A 20817-nucleotide genomic window follows, 5' to 3' on the forward strand; every position below is an offset into this window, starting at 1 on the left:
CCATGGACAGACACATGAAAGCGAGGAACCCCATGCTGGCTGAACGCTATCCCTACTATCTGGCCAACCGCCCGAGGCAGCCCAACGCGGACATGGCCGTCACCGACAAGTATTCGGGAGAGGTCGTCACGCACGTGGCTGTCGCGGACGCGGCCGCCGTGGAGGAGGCCATCGCCGCGGCGGTGCGAGCGGCGGAGCCGATGCGGAAGCTCGCGCCCTACGCCCGGCAGCAGGTGCTGGAGCACTGCGTGCGCCGCTTCCAGGAGCGGGCGGAGGAGTTCGCGCTCGCCCTCTGCCTCGAGGCGGGCAAGCCCCTGCGCGACGCGCGGGCGGAGGTGACGCGCCTCATCGAGACCTTCAAGGCGGCGGCCGAGGAGGCGGTGCGCGGTGGCGGCGAGGTCCTCAACCTGGAGGTGTCCGCGCGCACGGCGGGCTACCGGGGCTTCACGCAGCGCGTGCCAGTGGGGCCGTGCTCGTTCATCACGCCGTTCAACTTCCCGCTCAACCTGGTGGCGCACAAGGTGGCGCCCGCCATCGCCGCGGGTTGCCCCTTCGTCCTCAAGCCGTCGGACCGCACCCCCGTGAGCGCCTTGCTCATGGCGGAGGTCCTCGCGGAGACGGCGCTGCCCGGAGGCGCCTTCTCCGTGCTGCCCACGCGCCTGGAGGACGTGAGGCCCTTCATCGAGGACGACCGGTTGAAGCTCTTGTCGTTCACCGGTTCGGAGAAGGTGGGCTGGGATTTGAAGGCCCGCGCCGGCCGCAAGAAGGTGGTGCTGGAGCTGGGCGGCAACGCGGCGTGCGTGGTGGACGCGGACCAGGCCGGGCGCCTGGACTTCGTCGCGGACCGCATCGCGCAGGGAGCCTTCTTCCAGGCGGGCCAGAGCTGCATCTCCGTGCAGCGCGTCTTCGCGCACGAGTCGCTGTACGAAGCGCTGAAGGAGCGAATCGTCGCGAGGGCGAAGGCCCTGCGCGCGGGCAATCCCCGGGATGAAGCCACCACGCTCGGGCCCATGATTGACGAGCCCGCGGCGCGGCGGCTGGAGGGCTGGATTCAGCAGGCCGTGGCGCGGGGCGCCCGGGTGCTGACGGGAGGAGGGCGGCGCGGCGCGCTGCTGGAGGCCACTGTCTTGGAAGGAGTCCCGGAGGATGCATCGCTGTGCGCGGAGGAGGCCTTCGGCCCGGTCGTTCTGCTCCAGCCGTTCCGCGACTTCGACGAGGCACTGCATCGGGTGAATGACAGCCGTTATGGCTTGCAGGCGGGCCTCTTCACGCAGGACCTGTCGCGGGCGATGCGGGCCTGGGACGCGCTGGAGGTGGGCGGTGTCGTCGTCGGTGACGTGCCCAGCTTCCGGGTGGACACCATGCCCTACGGCGGCGTGAAGGGCTCCGGGCTGGGCCGCGAGGGCGTGAAGTACGCCATGGAGGACATGACGGAGCTGCGGCTGCTGGTGCTCCGTCAGTAGCCCCCCACCTTTCCCGGAAGGGCCGGCGCATCCGCGTCACGACGAAGGGGCGGTGTGGCCCGGCCGGGCGTAGAGTGAAGCGCCATGGCACGACGTGGAACCTGGCAGGGCTGGGCGATCGCATCCGCCTATTGGACGCTGGCCGGTCTGGCGGTCGCGAGCGAGTCCCACTCCGTGGGCGGGATGGACTGGGGCCATGCGCTGCTCACGTCGATGGTGGCCGACGTCCTCTGGGTGCCCCTCACCATGGCCATCCTCGAGCTCGGGCTGCGTTTCCCGCTGGAGCGGCGGCACGTGACGTCGCGGGTCGCGCTCCACGTGGCCGGAGCGCTCGCGGTCTCGTTCATCCGCGCGGCGCTCATCTTCTCCCTGGACCCCTGGGTCGGCTGGTACGCGGAGCGTCCCCCCTTCCTGGACGTGCTCGAACACGCGCTGCTCTCCAACCCGTTCGTCTATCTGACGGTGCTCGGCGTGGCCCACGCCGTCTACTACGCGGACCAGCTGCGGCTGCGGGACACCCAGCTGGCCCGCGCGCAGCTGCACGCGCTCAAGGCCCAGCTCCATCCCCACTTCCTCTTCAACACGCTGAACACCATCTCCGCGCTCGTGCATCGCGACCCGAATGGCAGCGAGCGGATGATCGCGCGGCTGAGCGACCTGCTCCGAGGCACGCTCGAAGCCGCGGGCACGGAGGAGGTGTCGCTCCAGGAGGAGCTGCGCTCGCTGCAGCCGTACCTGGACATCCAGGGGGTGCGCTTCGCGGACCGGCTCACGGTGAAGCACGACATCGCGCGGGACGCGCTCGCGGCCCATGTCCCGCACCTCGTCCTCCAGCCGCTCGTGGAGAACGCCATCCAGCACGGAATCGCGCCGGGCTCGGAGCCGGGGACGGTGACGCTGGTGGCTCGGCGCGAGGGGGCCGAGCTCCACCTGGAGGTCCGCGACGACGGCGTCGGCCTCAAGGAGCGCCCGGCGGACCTCTCCCAGGGCGTGCGCGGCGGCCTGGGCCTGCGCATCACCCGCGAGCGCCTGGTGCAGCTCTATGGCGGTGCCCACCGGCTGGAGCTCCGGGACGCGGTGGGCGGCGGCACCACGGTGGCGCTCGCCATTCCCTTCCGCACGGAGCCCTCGCCATGAGTGCCACCCTGCGCGTGCTCATCGTCGACGACGAGCCGCTCGCCCGTCAGCGCCTGAAGGACCTGCTGGCGGAGGCCCCCGACATGCAACTCGTGGGGGAGTGCCGCAACGGCCATGAGGCCATCGCGGCCATCGGCTCCGAGCGTCCGGACCTCGTGCTGCTGGACGTGGAGATGCCCGGGCCGGACGGCTTCGGCGTCCTCCGGGCGCTCCCTCCCGGCCCCGCGCCCGCGGTCATCTTCGTGACGGCGCACCGGGACTTCGCGGTGCAGGCCTTCGAGGCCAACGCGCTTGACTACCTGCTCAAGCCCTTCGACCGCGAGCGCTTCCGCTCGAGCCTGGAGCGCGCACGCGACCGGCGGCGGACCGTGCCGTCGTCCTTGGATGCGGCGCTGCTCGAACGCCTGGAGTCGCTCGTCGCCCGTCCCTCCGCCACGCCCGCGCGCTACGTGACGCGGCTCGTGGCCCGGGTGGGGTGGCGCATGCGCTTCCTCCCGGTGGAGGACATCGACTACCTGACGGCGGAGGGGAACTACGTCGCCGTGCACGTGGGGAAGCAGTCGCACCTCACGCGCGAGACGATGGCGGCGCTGGAGGAGAAGCTCGACCCCAGGCATTTCCTGCGCGCGCACCGCTCGTTCATCGTGCGGCTGGATCGCATCGAGGAGGTGGAGCCGCTCCCTCCCGGCGAATACGTGTTCGTCCTGCGGGATGGCACCCGGCTGACCTCGGGCCGCAGCTACCGCGCGCAGGTGCAGCGCGCGCTCGAGCTGTCGACGTGAAGCGGCGTTCCACCGTTCGTCCCTGACCCTCCACGGTTCGTCACATCTCCTTGGACCCCTTCGCCGCCGCCGGGCGACGGTGCCTTCAACAAAGGAGATGCACATGCGTCGTTTCGCCATGCAGTGGTCGATGAATGCCTTCCTCGCCGTCTCCGCTGTGGCGGTGTCCGGTGCGGCCGGGGCCCAGAGTCTGGAGGCGGAGTTCGCTTCCGGGGCGCGGCCCCGGTGCGAGCCGGGAGGCAGCCTCTTCGCGCCCGGGGAGATCTCCCTGGAGGAGCGCTCGGAGTACCGGCTCGCGCTGTCCGCGGATGGGAAGACGGCGTACTACCACGTCGACTCGGACACGCCGCCGTACCAGGCCATCTACGTGGCCCATCGGAAGAACGGCCACTGGGGGCCCGGTGAGGTGGTGTCGTTCTCGGGCACGTACAGGGACTCGGATCCGTTCCTCTCTCCGGATGAGCAGTCCCTCTTCTTCTCCTCCACCCGCCCCGTGCGCGGAGGCGCCGAGCGGCCGGACACCGACCTCTGGGTCGTGCACCGCGTCCGCGACGGCTGGGGAACGCCCGAGCACCTGGGGCCGCTCGTGAACTCACCGCGGGAGGAGCTGTTCCCCAGCGTGACGCGCGACGGGACCGTCTACTTCGCGAGCGGCACGTTCGATACGGACTTCGAGATGTACCGCGTCCGGCGCCAGGGCAATCACTACACCGCGCCGGAGAACCTGGGCCCCGCGGTGAACAGCCCCGACTCGTGGGAATACAACCCCTGGGTGTCCCCGGATGAGCGGGTCCTCGTCTTCGCCTCGCTCAACCGCCCCGGAGGCTACGGGCTGGGGGACCTGTACGTGAGCTTCAACGTCGCGGGCCGCTGGACGCCCGCCGCGAACCTGGGGCCGGCGGTGAACACGGAGAAGGACGAGTTCCACCCCATGCTGAGCCGCGACCTGAGCCAGCTCTACTTCGTGCGGCAGACGTGGGACCCGTTCGTGCCTTCGGACTTCTACCACCTGGACACGCGCTGCCTCTGGCGCTGAGGGCAGGTACACCCGCAGGGGCCGAGCCCGTAAGCTGCGGCGGTCCAGGGAGGCCGTCATTGCTTACAGAGCAGGTCCGCAAGGCACGACAGAAGCTGGTATTGGCCCACTTCCACGACGAGGTGAGACAGGACTGGGACGCCGTCCTGTCCACCTTCCCCCATCCGCATTACGAGCTCATCCCCACCCTGACGGTCCATGACGGCAACAGCGCGGTGCGCGACTACTACCGCGACACCCGCGTGGCCTTCCCGGATCAGCACCACGAGATCATCTCGTTGCGGCACAGCGATGACGCCGTCATCGTGGAGTTCTGGCTCATGGGCACCCACCTGGGACCGCTCGGACGGATCCCCGCGACCGGCAACACGTTCCGCGTGCGAATGTCGGCGTACTTCATCTTCGACGCGTTCGAGACGCTGGTGTGCGAGCGCGTCTACTTCGACACCCTCAGCATCCTCAAACAGCTCGTCGGCGGGCTCGACATGAAGAACCCGAAGAACTGGCTGCTCGCCGCGCGGTGCCTCAAGGGCCTCCTGGCGATGTCCGGCGACAAGCCCGTGCCCATCCTCACCCAGACGACCCCGCCCGTCTTCAACGACTGACGCGGCCTCGCGCGAAGGGGCGCGTGAGCCCCCCGGCCCACGCGCCTTATCGCCCGCCTGCGTGCTAGCGGACCTTCGCCAGACGCACCGTGGTGTTCGGGCCCACGGTGATGATGCGGGACACGTCCGCGAGCTGGCCGAACGGATCGTTGTAGCTGTTCTGGTTGTTGCTGTCCTCGTCGTCCGTGTACACCCAGCCCGTCGCCAGCTGCTTGCTGAAGTCCGGCGCGGCGAAGACGCCGTAGCTGAAGCCCAGGTTGGGCATGTCACTCATCGTCGTGACAGCGCTGCCGGCGCCGCGGAACACGCAGAAGGTGAGCCCGGTGTTGCGGTCCGAGGTATTGGGCGCCCAGACCCAGTTGGCCCTGGCCCAGTTGGCGTTGTTCTTGTCCTCGTTGTCGAAGTAGCGCGAGAACATTTCCGAACCCGGCGGGCACGAGCCCAGCGCCAGCACCGCGTAGTGGTTCTGGCGGATGCTGGCCTTCGACAGCGGCTTGAACTTGGATGCATCCACGCGGCAGAAGCGCCAGGTGGTGTTGTCGGTGCTGGTGATGCCGCCAATCCAGCCCGCGCGCGAGTTGGCGTTCTTCTTATCCTCGTCGTCCATGTGGAAGGTGAGCAGGTCCCCCGGGTTCGGGCAGGTCGTGCCATTCGGGATGACACCCACATAGTTGAGGCCACCACCACCGCCGCCGCCGCCACCACCACCACCGACACCACCGACCATCAGCAGCTGCTTCGCTGCCCAGGTCTGGCGGAAGCCATCCCAGCTGAAGGCGAGGGCGCTCAGCGTGAGCGCATCCCTTTCGGCCAGCTCCGCGGGCAGGGCGAACTCCACCGCGCTCGTGGTGGTGACGCCCAGGGACCAACGCTGGCCGTCCGCATGGGTGACGGTCCACTGATAGAGGTCCGCGCCGGAGCCGGCCTCCGCGCGCACGAGCGTCCCCGCCTCCGCCTCCGCGACCGGGGCGATCCACACGCCGCCCCGGTTGAGGATCGGCTGGGGCGCGGTGGCCGGGGGCTTGTTCGCGAGCACCTGCTCCGGCAGCGGCAGCTCGGCGCCGCTCTCGATGGGCGTGGCGACGACCTGCGTGGCCTCGAGCCACTCGCCGCACTTGCCCTCGCAGGGGGACTCCGGGCGGACGTCCAGCACGCGCTGGGGCTGAAGCTGGAGCAGGGGCTCCACCTTCGCCGCTCCCCCCTCGGGGAACAGCTTCGCCAGCGTGCCGGCGGGCAGCACCAGCGCGAGCCGCGCGCCCTGCGGCTTGAGGGCTTCGTCACCGTCCGCCGTCCCCGGGTTCAGCACTTCGCCTCCGGAACCCACCACCTGTCGCAGGACGTCCGCCAGGGGGACGCCTTCATCCAGCGCCCGTGCGCTGTCGTCCGCCGCGTCCACCAACAGCAGGTCCGCGCCGTCCAGCGCGCCCGAGGGCAGCGTCTCCCGCCAGAGGCCGTCCGGCGTCGGTAGGACGGACACGCCCTGCGCGTACTGATACTGCGTGAGGAACCCCGCCTCGGTCGCTGCGTCCAGCGCCGTCCACGTGCCGCCCGAGATGCGCACCGCGCGTCCGCTGCTCGCCTTGTCCTGCGCCAGCGCGTGTCCACCAGCCAGCAGGGTCAGGGTCAACAGCGTCCGCCGCATGACTTCACTTCGCTTCCACATGAGTCACCTGTCTGTGTTGAGAAGGCAATGAAGAAATAGGCAGAAGTGTGGAAACAAGTAAATACACGGTATTTTGCGACCCGCCCCGTATCGGGGTGTGAGGTTTTGTTGTGACGAATAGTGTTACGGATGCGTCTGTTTGTGACGTGAAGCGCTACAAGCGGACGAACGCTTGCGCCTCCGGGCACGTTTGCCTGGGCAAGCGCCGTCTCCAGGTTCCGGTGCATGGCGGACCTGTACGCGGTGCTTGGCGTGGCGAAGACAGCGGATGCGCACGACATCCGGCGTGCCTACCTGCGCCAGGTGCGGCGGTACCATCCGGACAGCGATCCACGGCCAGAATCCACGGAGCACTTCCTCCGGATCCAGGCCGCGTACGACGAGCTGGGCGATGCGGCGAAGCGCCAGCGCTACGACGCCAGGAACCGTGCTGTGGTTGACGTCACTTCCGCCACCGAGGCACCCCGGATGCCCATGGAGGCGCGGCCAGCTCCGGCTCCCAGGTGCGACCTGAACATCCCCAGGGGTCGCATGGGCGTGAAGGTGAGAATGCATTGAGCATGGAAGGGTCCGGGAGAAGCCTCCTGTTGAGTATCCTTGAATTGCCAGCTAGTTGCTCTAAATGCATTTTGAAAGGCTTGTTATTGATTGTAGAGTCCATGGCTGTGGATGGAAGTCATCCACGTGGCGCCTGCTTTTGGGCGTCATCGACCAAGGGAGACCAATCATGAAGAAGCTGCTCCTGGGGCTCATGCTGGCCGCGGTTCCGCTGGTGGGATGTGGAACGGGCGCGGAGGACTACCCGTCCGACAACGCGGAGATGATCTCCACCGAGTCCGGTCAGCGCATCATCCTCGACCACAACCCGCTGACGTCGTCGGATGAGCCGCTTGCGTCGATGGGCGAGACGTCCGAGGTCTCCGCGATGGACGCCAACTGCTGGGTCACGCTCCTGTACTGTAAGTGGCCGGGCACGGACCTCGCCGTCTGCAAGGACAACGGTCACTGCACCAGGGCGCAGCTGAGGAACAACTGCATCGCGCTCTACAACAAGACCTGCTAGGCCGTTCAAAGCCTTGCATCCGGAGCGGGAAGCCCGGCACCCGTGAGCGGTGCCAGGCTTCAGACCGCGCGGCCCCGCGGGCTTACAGCCCCATGCTCTTCGGCAGCAGTCGCGAATCCTCGTCTGGGAAGAGTCCGGATGCGTCGATGTTCTCGTCCGCACGAGCAGGGGCTCGCCCGTCGTGGCCGAGGTTCACCTCGGTGGATCCCACCACGAGGAGGCCGCCATTGGACACGCGAGCGCCCGGCCCTCGTCGGCGGAGGCTTCGTGCCGGCGTCGGTGGAGGTTCCCGCGCCGGAGGATGAAATCACGTCGCGGGTGCCGGTGAAGGGGGCCGGCACCCGCGCGGGGGCATCTGGAGCTTCAGTTGTCCTGGAAGGTGTCGAGCGACGGGCAGTAGGTGGCGTACGCGTGGCCGGTCATGGTGCCGTTCGCGAAGGCTCCCTTCACGTCGAAGGCCACGAAGTGCGACGCGGGAGGGGTGCCCGCCTTGATGCACGAGGGGCACAGCGAGGCCGCCACCGGCGTGAAGGTGAGGCTTGTGCTCCTGACGAAGAAGTCCTCCGTCAGCGTGCCGTCGAAATCGATGACCACCGCCGCCGGCCCATCATTGGACGGGGAGCCCTCCTGGGGCGTCGCGTCCTCTGGCAGCTTCACGGAGTAGACGTTGGCGAGCTGCGGCGGGACCTCCGAATCCTCGGACGGGCACTCACCCGGCGCGCCGTTGTTGAACTCGAACCACAGCGTCCACGGTTCCCCGGGATTCGACGGCTCCTCGTAGCCGAAGAAGGCGTTGGTCATCGTGGCCTGGTTCCCATCCATCTGGAGCGTGATGGTGGTGTCCTTGCACGCACCCTCGCAGGTGGTGAAGGGGTCGGGCTGGGTGCCCGCATCCGTGCCAGTGCCCGCGTCCGTTTCGGTGCCCGCGTCGGTCGTGGTGCCAGCGTCGGCTTCGGTGCCCGCGTCGGTCGTGGTGCCCGCGTCGGTTTCGGTGCCCGCGTCGGGCGTGCTGCCGGCGTCGTTTTCGGTGCCCGCGTCGGGCGAGCTGCCGGCGTCGGTTTCGGTGCCCGCGTCGGGCGTGCTGCCGGCATCGGGTTCCGTGCCCGCGTCGGGCGTGGTGCCCGCATCGGTTCTGGAGCCGGCATCCGGCGGTGTATCAACGTCATCGGAGCCGCAGCCGGGGAGCATGGGGAAGACAGCAAGGGAGAGAACCACCCAGGAGAGAATCGAGCGTTGCAGGTTCATGCCGCGGATTGTCACGGGTTCTGTGACAGGAAGCGAGCGTCTCCCTCTGCCCACGTCACGGATCCTCCGTGAGCCTCGTTCGCGCGGCTGTGAGCGAAATGAAGGGCACTTTCCGTGCGGGGATGTGCGGCCTTCAGCGGAGCTCCTCTTCCAGGAGTTCCCAATGGGCGTCCACCCAGTCGTGGAGGTACTTCACCTCGTCCTCGAATCCGAGGATGTCCGTGCGCTGGTTCCAGCCCGGGAAGTGGCGATAGGCCTCGCCCCAGTGGGCCTCATCCGTCCGTGCCGCGCGGTCGATTTCTGAGGCATAGGTGTCGATGAGCCCCTGAACGACGTCCCGGCGGAGCGAGCCGTGGATAAGCGTGCGGAGGCGCTCACGGAGGGGCTCGCGGATGACGGGGTCCTCCAGCATCCGCGCGAACATCCGGTTCTCATCCGTGAAGGAGGACATCACGTCCGGGAGCTCTCGCGTGGTGTCCCAGTTCTGCCCGAAGCTCGCATCCAGGTCCCAGGGGATGTATCGCCAGCGCTGCGCCGGCCCGCGCGCGCGGAAGTGGTAGGCGTTCTTCGTCACGGAGTCGGACAGGGCCGCCACGTGCGCCAGGATCCACCAGTCCTCGTAGTCCGCCACCTGCATCCAGGCGCCGCGCTCCGCACGGAAGCGCTCCTCGCTGGCATCCGCCACGAAGGCGGTGAGCTGCTCGATGCTGGCGTAGGCCCTGTCCCCCTCCTCGGGCTCGCCCTCCTTCTTCTCATAGCCCTGACGCAGGGAGGCCTTGGGCCCGCCGAACTCATCCCACCGGGCGAAGTTGGCGTCCGCGTGCACGGCCTTGAAGAGCTCTCCATGGACATCCATCCCCTGCGCGGAGAGCGTGTGGCGGTCGACGTGGTCCGCCACCGTGTAGAGCCCGTGGTAGCGCCCGTTCAGATAGACGACCGCGCTGAAGGTCTTCACCTGGAGGTGGTCGGGAGACATGAGGCTCCACAAGGTGAAGCTCAGCCTCGTGCGAAGGTATGAGTTGTCATTGAAGGGGCTGATCAACACCACCTTGCGCCGGCCGGAGAGGCCAGCCGTGAGCAGGGGCTCGTCGAAGGCCTGCCCATCGCGGAAGTCGAGCGTGAAGCTGCGCTTGGGGAAGTCCTTGGACGTCGCGCCGCGATACCTGGCCCGGGCGGCGTAGCACCGTCCGCGATAGAAGACGCGCGCCGCCTGGTAGTCGTCGTCATCCGGCAGCGAGTCGGCCACGTAGAGGTGGAGCACCGGCAGCCCATCCTCCTCGACGTAGGCGCGCGGATCCTGCTCCGCGGTCGTTGCCTCGGGAGCGGCGCCCCCCGTCCCGGTGCAAGCGGGAAGAGGGGGCCCCTCGGGACTCGTGGGCAGGCAGCCGGGCGTGGCCACTCCCAGAGCGAGCGCCAGCAGGGCCGCGGCGACGCGCGGGAGCCTTCTCCTCGGAGAGGCAGCAGGAGTCCCAGGCCGCGCTTGTGCCCGATGCGTGTGGAGTGACACTGCCGGGAGAAGGTGGACAGGCCCCTCGTGGGTGCCAAGGACGTCCTGGAAGGCAGGTCGAGGGACCTGCATGCGGCACCCTGCTCGCGAGGCATCGCGCCTCAGGGCAGGGCGCTCACCCCTTGCTTCCGAGCGAATGAAGCAGGGCTCAAGCGCTCCGCGACGCGATGAGCGCGAGGTTGCGCGGCGAGAGGCTCGGCTCGAAGACCTGGAGCAGTTCGACCTGGAAGCCCAGCTCCTCCAGGAGGATGGCACGATCGAGCAGGAGCACGACCTCCAACGCCCGCGCGAAGCGGTCCCTCAGCAGATGGCAGAGCAGGAGGTCCCGTGTCTCGGCGCGAACGGACACCTCGAAGGCATCCAGCTCGGCGTCCGTCATGCCGGGATCGAGCCCCAGGCGCTCCAGGCGGTCGCGCGCGTAGCGGGCGAAACGTCCGGCATAGAGCGCCCGGGGCGCGTCACCGGCCCTGACGAAGCCGCGCTCGGGAAAGCGCCGCCGCGACAGGAGATCGAACGCGAAGCGCCACGCATACACCTGCTTCATCCGCGCGAACTCCACCTCGCTCTTGTGATGCCGTCCCCGCGTCGTCAACGCCAGCGCGTGTGGCGTGAAGGGCAGGGGATGCGCGCGCCCAAAGCAGGAGACAGGGAGGTCCCGCGGCGCCTCCAGCTTGTCGTAGCAGCAGCCGATGTTCAGGACGAAGCCCGCCCCCTGGCTCTTGCGGATCTGCGTGAGGGCGAGCGGTCCGCAGGTGTGCAGACCGATGGACGCCCGGTCCCGGCCGCGGAAGAGCGGATCGATTTGGGGTTGGACCCCGTCCTCGACGGAGGCCGGGATGAAGCCCACGGTGTCTCCCCCCGGTCTCGTCAGCCACCGCCGGCCCTTGTCCTGCAACGCGGCGTCCCTATCAATGCTGTGGAAGGTCCACCCGAACGTCCGCGCACAGAGACGCGCAAGGTGTCCCATGCCACCGCCGATATCCACCGCCTGGTGGATGAGGCGCGTTCGCGGAGCGAGCAGGGCGAGCACCCGTTCGAGCTCGTGGGTCTTCTTGGCGCTGAGCCCCTGCGTCTCCGCGGCCGACAGCGCGTGACGGCCTTCGTGCCAGGGCAGCGCCGTCAGCTCCTGGAGCGCATCCAGGAGCGTGGCCAGTGACACGGGCGGGCTTCCCACGAGGAGCCCCTGGTCCAGGCTCCGCTCCCCCGCTTCATCGAGCGACCGGGCATAGGCCAGCCAGTCCTCGGGATAGGCGGCGCCGGACCCGGGCCAGCCCTGGAGGATGGAGCGGGACCAGAGCGGAGCCCAGGGCCGGAGCTGGTGCGTGAGCGCCGCGAGTCGCGCCTGGAAATCCATGCCAGCGCCTTCACCTCAGGAACTTCGACACCTCACCGAACCCCGCGTGCACATACAGGGGCCGGTCCAGCGCCACGACCTCCCGGTCCGTCAGGCCCAGCATGTAGTACATGGACCGCAGGCGGCCAATCTTCGTCACGACTCCGGGAGCATAGGCATCCGTATCCAGGTCGCTGTTCTTGACCAGGCTGGCGCCGTTTCCCGCGAGCGTGTTGCGCGTCGCATGGATGATGGGGTTCTCGTCGTCGAAGGCATCGAAGCCCTGCTTCACGGGGAGGGCTTCCTGGGGCTCGTCCTGGAGCGGGAAGGTCAACTGCGTCAGCCACTCTCCCGTGCTGACGCTCCGGGCCAGCTGGTTCGTGTTCTTGCTGAGGCTTCGGAAGCCGAGCTCCACGGAGGCGCACCAGGCACACGTCTCCTTCGGGCGATTCCGGCCTGGCCCCGTGTCGCTGAACCCCTCGTAGGGGAAGCAGATGAGCACGTCGCAGCCTTCACCGAAGTACGACGACGCGGTCATGAGCGCCGCGGGTTCGGCGCAGTTCAGGGAGTGCCATCCGCTGACCCACAGGTCCACGCCCAGCCCGGCGTCCGAGGCCGTGTCGAGCTTGATGTGCTTGCTCTCCTTGTCCTGCCGGAAGGAGACGTAGCTGAACAACGCTTGCCGCGAGGGCGTGCGCAGCCTCATCCGCGTCCGAGCGCGATAGCCGAAGGCCGCGAGGCTGGTCCGCTCGAGCATGGTCTCGTAATTGACGGTCAGCTCCCGCTGGATCTCATTCTGGATCTTGCCGTCGTTGTAGGCCTTCGTTTCCTTCTCATCGCGCTTCTTCAGCTTGCCCTGGAGCGTCCTGTAGGCCGCCACCGCCTTGCCATCCTCGGAGTCGGGGTCGAGGTCCTTTTTCGACAGGACGCCCTTGAGCCTCGTGTATTCCTTTCCGACCTGCTCGCGCAGCCCCCGGAGCTTTTGACTGGCCTGCATGGGCTGGTTGGGAGCCGGGGGGATGGGGGTGTCCGGCTGCCAGTTCGGCAGGGCCAGGTGTCTGCAATAGAGCTGGAAGTAGGAGGGACCGGGCTCCTCGCGGACCACGCCGGAGAGGCCGAGGATGGGCACGTGCATGGTCCCCCCGCTCACCTGGTGCCGGGTCCAGGAGACGCAAAGGCAGCCCACGGCCCCGGAGAACGTCCCCTTCAGGCCCTGAAGGGCCTGCGTCCTGGGGAGCAACAGCCGTGTCAGGGAGGTGTCGTCGTCGCCCACCAGGTGATAGCGGCTCACGAGCTCATCCGTGAAGGCTTTCACCTTCTGGTTGAACACCACCTCCGGGATGTTCCTGCGCCAGTCCTTGGGCGGGAACACCGCGCCCAGCGCGGTGCCCGGGGGCGAAACGACGAAGCCCAGGCCCATCAGCCGGTTGCGGATGGGCTCGTAGTACGCGTACTTCGCCCGGTCCTTCTCCGCCGGGGGGACATATGGGTCGGGCAGTGGCGGCGGGACGTAGACCTCGGCGTCCTTGTCCTTCTTGCTCTTGGCATTCTGCTTGGCCTTCTTCGTCTCGTCCTGGATCCTCTTCCGGGCCTCCTGAACCTCCTTGACCTTGTCGTTGTGGAGCTGGGTCTCCTGGGCGAAGGACGTGAGGATGCTGCTCACCTCCCCGTTGGAGAGCAGGCCTTTGTCCACGCGCCCTGCGTGGTGCCAGAGCCACTGCTGATCCAGGGACGCCATGCATTCCTGGATGTAGGCCTGCTCCTCGTCCAGAAGGTCCGAGATCAACCCCCGCCCGACCTCCAGCGTCTCCGGGGAGGTCTTCCCGCCCTTCTTGACCCCGAGCACCTCGAGCACCAGCGAATTCGTCACGCTCTGGTTCCGCAGGTGCTGCGCATAGCCCTCCAGGTTCTTCCGGGCCATCCGGAGGCTCTTGCGCGCCTGGTAGAACCCGTCGATGTCGGACAGGAACCCCTGCTGCTGCATGAAGCCGTAGGTCTTGTCACGCGTGAGCAGGAAGAGGTCGAGGCAGGTGTCGTCGATGTAGTCGGGAACCGGGTACCCGCCGCCGCGGAGCCACTTGCGGGCCGTTTCGGGGGAGAGCTCGCTCGTGCCCGCCAGGTTCTTGAGCTGGACCGTCATGGGCCAAGCGAAGCCTGTGTGTCCCAGGAGCGTCAAGCCTGGGAGGCCGGTGCCGCCATGCCGCCTTGCTCCCCCAGCACGCGGGGCGCGGGGACTTCAGGGCGCGGGGGGGGAGGGAACGAGGGCCACCACGTGCTCGGGGAACGTGGAGAACGCTATCTGGTTCTCAGGGACGCGGCCGTCCGGCTCCGCCATCCGCACCGCCACCAGCTCCGTGCCTGGAATCACCACGAGGAACTGTCCCAGCGACCCGAGCGCGGCATAGCCCTGGAGCGCGCCCGCCACCTGTGACGATGCCTCGAGCGGCGCGGCCTTCTCCATGAACGCCATTAGAGCCTCCATGCCGCCCAGCGCGGGGACGAGGGCGGTCATGAGCTCATCCCTTGTCACCGGCCGGTTCACCCACGGGCGCAGGCGGGCGACGATCTCCTCGCTCAAGCCGTTGCTCCGGGCCCGCTCCACCATCTCCGGGCCGATGACCCGGGTGGTCTGCTCATACAGCGCCCACCACAGCAGGCCCGACGTGGGGCTGAGGGCCGGCGTCGAGGGGGTAGTGCATTCGCGGATCCACGCCTCGCTCAGGATGCGCCGTCCCCGCCACTCGCCGCGCTGGAGGAGCAGCTGGCCCAGCTTGGCGAAGTCGAGCGGGTGGATGCGCAGCCCGGACATGCCCAGCGGGTTGCCAGCCGGGTCCTTCTGCCACTCCACGTCCCGGATGCCGAGCGGCGCGAAGAGACGCCGGCGCAGGTACGCGTCCAGCTTCTCTCCGGAGGCGCGCTCCACCACGCCCGCGAGCAGGTTCACGGCCTTGTTGTTGTAGAAGAAGCGGCTGCCCGGCGGATCCGCGACCTCCGCCTCCAGCGCGAAGCGCACGAAGTCCGGCGATTGGTAGATGTCCCTCGCGGTGCGGTTGGCCACGAGCCCTGACGTGTGATTGAGCAGGTGGCGCAGCGTCACCCGGGCCTTGAGGCCTTGCGACCACTCCGGAAAGAAGGTGGAGACCGGCACGTCCGCGGACGCGATCTTCCCGTCGTCGATGAGCAGGCCGATGGCCAGCGCGACAACGCCCTTGGTCGCGGACATGGTCTCGATGCGCCGCGTGTCGCCACCGAAATACCACTCACCCACGAGGCGCCCATGGCGCAGCAGGACCAGCCCGGAGGTGCCGGTCTCCTCGGCGGCCTTGAGCAGGGTGGCGAGCGCTTCCGGGGACAGGCCCTCCGCTTCCGGCGTGCTCCGGGGCAGGCCTTCGCCCACGTGTCCCTCCACGCGGACGCGCCGGGCGTTCTCCTGGATGCGCGCGTCGATGGCCGCGAAGGAGGGCTGGGTGCGCAGGGCGGAGAGGCCCGGGGCGCTGCGGATGCCGGCCACGTTCGCCAGGCCCGCGTCGGCCCCGCGCTCCATCCAGGCGAGCCCCTTCGCCGTGTCCCCGAACTGGGCTGCCGCGGCCGCGGCGTCAAAAGCGACATACGGATCCCGGAAGCCGTGGGCCCACAGCCCTTCATACAGCTCGAGCGCCTTCGCGAAGTCCTTGCCCTCGATGGCCTGCTCCGCCACGAGCAACGTCTGGCGCTCCTCCGGCGATGGCTCCCACAGCTTCAGGAGGGACGCGCTGCTGGGAGCACTGGTCTGCTCGAGCGCAGGCGCATGGGCACAGGCTGCCATGAGGGAACACAGCAGGACGAGCAGCGAACGTCGCATGAGGGCTCCAGGGCAAGGTGGATGGAGATACGGAGGCCATCCTCGCTGATTGCCTGTCCCCATGGGGTGCTGATGGCGCAGGGAGCCTTGTTGCAAACAGGCCTGCTCCCTGCGCGTCGGACTACTCCTGGACGGCCGCGGACGCGGGCCCGCGCAGCGACACGCGTTCTTCCAGGGCCCCCAGCGCGCCCTGCATGGCGTCCTTGTACGCCGTGTACCTGGAGGCCTCGTAGCGGCCCTTCGCCCGTTGGATGCGGAAGTCTCGCGTGAGCACGCCATCGGCCAGCCGGGACGTCAGCTTCCACTCCGCGTAGTCCGTGGTGCCGGAGCGATCCGCGAGCTCCTGCGCCGTGAGGTCCTGGCCCGAGGGCACCTCGAAATGGGTCACGCTCTCGATGACGAGCGGCGTCCTCACCTCCACGGGAGAGTCGCGCCGCTCCGTGTCCCGGAGGCTGAGGAAGTTGTGCTCCCAGGGCGAGGGCAGTTGCCCCACGACACCGACGCCCGCGGAGGCGAAGCGGCCGCGCACGACGTATTCGACCTTCAAGATCAGCGGGCGCTCGGGCTCATCCAGGTCCGGGGCCTCCAGGCTGGTGACGCTCACGCCGGCCCGGGAGCCTCCCATCAGGGTGGCCATCAGCTCGGCGCGCTCGGACGGCTCCTCGCTGGAGAGGTAGTAGCGCAGGGCGGAGGCATGGCTTCCCTTCAGAGTCACCTGCTCCTTCACGTGCAGCGTCGTCCCCTGGAGGCGGACGTGGCGCTCGGCGCGGACGTGGCTCTGGGAGGACTCGGGGATGCGCACGAGCCGGGACTTCGTGGCATCCAGCACCAACGCCTCCCGGCCGCTCAAACCCATCTCCCCGCTGCTCATGGGCGCGACGGACTTGTTCGTCACGTCCACGAAGGTGCCCCCACCCACCGTCGGCAGGTAGACGACCATGTGGTCGAACTGGTCCAACGAGGGCGTGTCCGCCACGATGGGGCCTCCCGCGCGCACGAGCGCCAGTTGCGAGGGAATCCCGGCGGCGCCGAGCAGCTGGTGCAGCAGGAGGGAGTGGTCCTTGCAGTCGCCGGTGCGGTTGCCGAGGATTTCGTCCACGGCGTGCGGAATGCGGGCCCGGGCGCCAAAGAGGATGCCTCGGTAGGTCAGGCTCTTCTGGACCCAGCGGGCCAGCGCGGCGGCACGCGTCGCCTCGTCCTTGGTCGTCCCACCCTCCTTGGCGGCGAGGGCCTTCACGCTGGACGCGGGCTCGAGCTGCGCGGCAATGGACTTCAGGTAGTCGGTGCCCTCGGCCTCCCACGTCGTGCCGACGGGCGCCAGCCACGCCATGGGCAGATACTCCTGGTAGTCGGGCTGCAGGCCCTCCTCGCGGTAGAGGGCGGGCTGCTCGACGACGAAGGTCAAGGCATCGGGCGCCTGGAGGGGCTTGATGCCGGGCGCGGCCCGCCACTGCATCGCGTCCACGTCGCCGCGGACGTGGAGCACGGAGCGGGACACGGGGAGGCTCGTGGAGAACTCATGCTCGAGGAAGCGCATGGACTTCGGCGGCGTGATGTCGCGCCGGGTGACCACGACCTCCACGGTGTGCCCGGGCTTCAGGCCCGGCACGGGCACCACCAGGGTGCGGCGCTGGGTTCCCTTCTGCGCGGAGGCCTGGTCGGAGACGTAGCAGTCCTCCACCTTGCCTTTCGCCACCACGCGGCCCTGCTCATCCCGGACCTCCACCCGGTTGACGAAGATCTCCTCGGACAGCGGGTTGAGCTCGAACTCGAAGGTGTTGAAGCGCTCAACGCCCGCCGCGTTGTGCACCTGGACCCGGCGCAGGTCGGTGGTGCGCAATTCCTTTCCCTTCACGAAGGAGATGGCGGTGGCCCGCAGGAGGTACTGTCCATTGTGGCCCTTCGCCTCGGAGGGTCTGCCCTTCTGGGCGAGCAGGTCCGGCGGCAGCGAGACCTCCTCGATGGGCGTCTTGAGGACCGAGTTCACCCCCTGGCCCAGCATGCCGGACACGTGCTCGAGGAACTGGCGCGAGTCCGTGGAGGTGGGCTCCAGCTCAAGCGCCTTCTCCAGCGAGGACTTGGCGTCCGCATAGCGCTTGAGCGCGTACTCCGCGCGGGCCCGGACCTGGTAGCCCGTGGAGGACTGCGCGGACTTGCGCACCATCTCGTCGGCGACCTCCAGGGCGAGCTTCGGCTGCCGGGCTTCCAGCCACGTGTCCGCCAGCGCTTCGGCCAACTCCGGGGCGTAGCCCTCGCGCTTCTGGCGCTGACGCAGCAGGGCCGCGGCCTGCGCGGAGGCGCCCTTGCGCCGCAGGATGCGCGCATGCATGAGCGTGGCGCTCGTCGAGTCGGCGCGCTTCCGGTATTGCTGGATGACCTGGAGCGCCTGCTCGACACGGCCCTTCTCCTGGAGCAGCGTGAGATACCGGCTCAGGTGCGTCTCATTGGTGAGGCGGGAGGGGAAGATCGAGGTGTAGGCCTGAAACCCCTCGGCCTCGCGGCCGCTGCGCACGAGCATGTAGGCCCGCCAGGACTCCAGCCGCAGCTCTCCCCGGAACCGCTTCACGTGGGCGTTGATGAGCGCGAGCCCCTCCGCATACTGCTCCGCGCTGGCATACGCGGCCACGGCGTTGATGAGCAGCATCGGCTCGCCGGGCTCCAGTGCGAAGGCGCGCTTGAACCAGGGGATGGCCGAGGCGAAGTCCTCTTTGTCGCTGTAGTACCGCGCGATCTGATCAAAGACCCTCGCGTGGGTGGTCGCGGAGGCCTTGCCTGCCGCCGCGGAGCGGGGCGCCGCCGAGGGCGCGCTCAGCTTGACGGCATCCAGCGCCGCGCGGACCCGGCTGCCGAGCGAGGGCTGGTTCTTGGCCCACCATCCGACGAGCAGGTACGCCATGTCCCCGTCCCGGAACACGCGCAGCTCGTATTCATTGATGCCTCCCTCTTCGCTCGGGGCCTCGTAGGTGAAGGCCCGCCCCGAGAGCGGGCCCGCGGTGACCTCGTGGGCATTGCGGACCGTGCCATCGCGGGAGTCCACGTCGAGGACGCTCATCAGGCCGTGAGCCAGGGCGTCCGGAGAGGGCTCCTCGCCGAAGAGCCAGAGGGGGACGACGGCCATGTTGGCGTTGTCACCCACCGCGCCGAAGTCCGCCTCGGGAAACACCGTCGCGAGGTTGTTGGGCCGCGTCCAGAGCTGCCCGTCCAGTTCGACGGAGTACCCATACTCCGTGGAGTGTGCCGTCACGGGGCTCACAGCCGCGGCGGGGGCGGCCTTGCTCTGGGGATTCAGCAGGGAGAAGCGCGAGAACAGGCGGTCCGCCTCCTCGAAGAGCTCCTTCTCGTCCTTCGTGTTTGCCCATGCCATGAGCTGATAGGCGTGCGAATCGTGCGTGTAGACCCAATGCACATAGCTGAGCGGCATCTTCGCGTGGGTGGCGCGGGAGCGCAGGCGGATGCCCTTCAGCTCACCGACGGCATGGGGCTCACGCGACAGCTTTTCGACGGCGCCCAAGCCGCTCTCGAGGTTGTTGAGCACGATGTCCGCGAGCAGCTCGGTGCTTTCCTCGCCGCCGGGGAACTCGCCATTCGGGAACGCCTCCGGAACGATGATGAAGTAGATCTGGCTTGTGCCACCCCGGGCCACGGCGAACTTCGCGATCTTGTTGAGCCGTTGGGCGTTCATCGTCATCCAGGGCCTGCCTGGATGCTGGAAGGCGAAGTTCATCTCCTCGTCGCGGAAGCCTTCGTCAGGCTTCTCCGCCCGGTAGGACTCCGGAATTTCGTTCCGGTGTGAGAAGGTCCTGACAAAGCCAAACACCATTCCTGTCAGGATGAGGCCCGAGAGCGCGAGGGCCCACCACGCGTGCGCGCGCCCCTTCAGACGCCGTTCCTTGTCAGCGCGGAGCTCGATGAGGCCGGTGACGGCGAGGAACAGCCCCAGCAGCATGAGAACGAACGTGACCAGCCCCACCAGAATGGCCGACAGGGGCGATTCGCTCAGGGGCTTGAACAGCTGTACGACGAGGCTCACCAGCGCCGCGAGATTCACCAGCACCAGCGCGAAGATCGCCTTGCGGTTCGCGGAGCCTTCTTGAAGTGTCGCATGGCACTTGAAGAGGCCGAAAATCAGGAGAAGGATCCAGACGAGAGAGGCGATGGACATGTCGGGGTCCGTCGCCGCGGCGATGAGCAGGGTATTCATGTGAGGATGGACCGCAGCCTAGCAGGCATTGCACGGTCCATCCCATCCCCCCAGGCCGCCGTGTGGAACTCAAACCGCGCAATTCATTGTCTTCCGGAATAGTAGGCGCGGGTGCGAGGTCTGGGGTTACCCATCCAGACGTTGAACCCCGCATTCTACTTCGTCGTCGCGTCGATCCGCAGGGCGAAGGAGTTGGTCGTCGACCCATCCGGGCACACGGCGGTGTTCGTCCCAGCGAGCTCGATGACCAGCTTGTCGCTGCTCAGGGTGCCGGTTTCCTCGGAGACGTTCATCGGGACCTCACAGTCCCCGACCTCCTTGGGCGGGCAATACTTGGAGACCACCTGGCACGTCGTGTCACTCTTCACGGCCGCCCCGATGTCGCAGTCGGAGTCCTTGATGATCACCGTGTCCGCGCCCTTGCCCTCGACAATGGTCAGCGTCCCCCGGATGGGCTTGCCCTGGGTGGTCTCACCGTTGGAGGTGAGGATCGGCGTCGCCACGCTGTCGTACTCGCCAACGAAGTTGCCGCTCGCGGAGCTGCAGGCGCAGAGGGCGAGGAACGGGAGAAGGGCGGCGATACGTGGGGCCATGTTGGGGATGTCTCCTGGTGGAAGGGCCACCGGATCGCCGCGTGTTTCATCCGTTGCACGACGCCTATGCGCACCTGGTGGGATGGCGAGGAGTTTCAGGGCGCCGGGCTCATGGATGCGGCCATCCAGAGAGGACTTCACGAAGCCAGTGAACCAGGAGCCCTTGGCGGAGACATTCGCTGTAGGTTGACGCCGGTCATCTCTCCGGGTTGTGCAATGTTTGCATTTGGGCGGGGTGTGCACTATGCAGTTCTTGCTGCTGTGTAAGTCTTGCATAGGTGTCGCAGCCGGTCCTCGGATTATGTACGGCCGTGTCGTGGATGGCTTCGTGAGTGCACTCAGTGGCAA

At 68.2% G+C, this 20817-nt stretch carries 15 protein-coding genes; 7 read left to right on the forward strand and 8 right to left on the reverse strand.

Annotated elements, in window-relative coordinates; genetic code table 11:
• The first annotated feature begins 32 nt into the window (after positions 1–32).
• The 5 genes from KYK13_RS12010 (at position 33) to KYK13_RS12030 (ending at position 5023) form a co-directional block, all read left to right on the forward strand.
• Positions 33–1463 carry an aldehyde dehydrogenase family protein gene (locus KYK13_RS12010; protein ID WP_223646593.1) on the forward strand — a complete coding sequence of 477 codons (1431 nt, stop codon included), beginning with the start codon at positions 33–35 and terminating at the stop codon, positions 1461–1463.
• An 84-nt stretch (positions 1464–1547) separates the two neighbouring features.
• On the forward strand, positions 1548–2600 hold the full coding sequence (locus tag KYK13_RS12015; protein ID WP_223644209.1) for a sensor histidine kinase: 1053 nt from the start codon (positions 1548–1550) through the stop codon (positions 2598–2600).
• Positions 2597–3382 (forward strand): LytTR family DNA-binding domain-containing protein, encoded by a 786-nt coding sequence (locus tag KYK13_RS12020; protein WP_223644210.1) that lies wholly within the window; start codon positions 2597–2599, stop codon positions 3380–3382. The genes KYK13_RS12015 and KYK13_RS12020 overlap by 4 nt, the downstream gene beginning before the upstream one ends.
• Before the next feature lie 103 nt (positions 3383–3485).
• The gene (locus KYK13_RS12025; protein WP_223644211.1) at positions 3486–4418 is read left to right on the forward strand and encodes a Xaa-Pro aminopeptidase; all 933 of its coding nucleotides are present in this window, start codon (positions 3486–3488) and stop codon (positions 4416–4418) included.
• Between the two features lie 59 nt (positions 4419–4477).
• Positions 4478–5023 (forward strand): ester cyclase, encoded by a 546-nt coding sequence (locus KYK13_RS12030; RefSeq protein WP_223644212.1) that lies wholly within the window; start codon positions 4478–4480, stop codon positions 5021–5023.
• Between the two features lie 64 nt (positions 5024–5087).
• On the opposite strand, the gene KYK13_RS12035 is transcribed toward KYK13_RS12030, so the two are convergent.
• On the reverse strand, positions 5088–6665 hold the full coding sequence (locus KYK13_RS12035) for a hypothetical protein (RefSeq protein WP_223644213.1): 1578 nt from the start codon (positions 6663–6665) through the stop codon (positions 5088–5090).
• Positions 6666–6911: 246 nt separating this feature from the next.
• On the opposite strand from KYK13_RS12035, the gene KYK13_RS12040 reads away from it, so the two are divergent.
• Complete coding sequence (locus KYK13_RS12040; RefSeq protein ID WP_223644214.1) at positions 6912–7244, forward strand: J domain-containing protein; 333 nt, start codon at positions 6912–6914, stop codon at positions 7242–7244.
• Between the two features lie 169 nt (positions 7245–7413).
• A complete protein-coding gene (locus tag KYK13_RS12045; protein WP_223644215.1) occupies positions 7414–7749 on the forward strand; it encodes a hypothetical protein in 336 nt (111 codons plus the stop codon).
• A gap of 363 nt (positions 7750–8112) precedes the next feature.
• Here KYK13_RS12045 and KYK13_RS39055 read toward each other — a convergent pair whose 3' ends face one another.
• From KYK13_RS39055 to KYK13_RS12080, 7 genes are all read right to left on the reverse strand, one after another.
• Complete coding sequence (locus KYK13_RS39055; RefSeq protein ID WP_304504106.1) at positions 8113–8994, reverse strand: hypothetical protein; 882 nt, start codon at positions 8992–8994, stop codon at positions 8113–8115.
• 133 nt (positions 8995–9127) lie between these two features.
• A complete protein-coding gene (locus tag KYK13_RS12055) occupies positions 9128–10255 on the reverse strand; it encodes a CotH kinase family protein (protein WP_223644216.1) in 1128 nt (375 codons plus the stop codon).
• A 394-nt stretch (positions 10256–10649) separates the two neighbouring features.
• Positions 10650–11855, reverse strand: a complete 1206-nt coding sequence (locus KYK13_RS12060) for a methyltransferase (RefSeq protein WP_223644217.1) — start codon at positions 11853–11855, stop codon at positions 10650–10652.
• Positions 11856–11865: 10 nt separating this feature from the next.
• Positions 11866–13974, reverse strand: a complete 2109-nt coding sequence (locus KYK13_RS12065; RefSeq protein ID WP_223644218.1) for a hypothetical protein — start codon at positions 13972–13974, stop codon at positions 11866–11868.
• 96 nt (positions 13975–14070) lie between these two features.
• Positions 14071–15675: a serine hydrolase gene (locus tag KYK13_RS12070; protein ID WP_223644219.1), complete on the reverse strand. Its 1605-nt coding sequence runs from the start codon at positions 15673–15675 to the stop codon at positions 14071–14073.
• Between the two features lie 121 nt (positions 15676–15796).
• Positions 15797–19876 carry a DUF3857 domain-containing protein gene (locus KYK13_RS12075; RefSeq protein ID WP_223644220.1) on the reverse strand — a complete coding sequence of 1360 codons (4080 nt, stop codon included), beginning with the start codon at positions 19874–19876 and terminating at the stop codon, positions 15797–15799.
• Positions 19877–20031: 155 nt separating this feature from the next.
• The gene (locus tag KYK13_RS12080; protein ID WP_223644221.1) at positions 20032–20469 is read right to left on the reverse strand and encodes a hypothetical protein; all 438 of its coding nucleotides are present in this window, start codon (positions 20467–20469) and stop codon (positions 20032–20034) included.
• Positions 20470–20817 lie beyond the last annotated feature (348 nt).

Origin of the sequence: Corallococcus sp. EGB, assembly GCF_019968905.1 — a bacterium.
Lineage (GTDB): Bacteria > Myxococcota > Myxococcia > Myxococcales > Myxococcaceae > Corallococcus.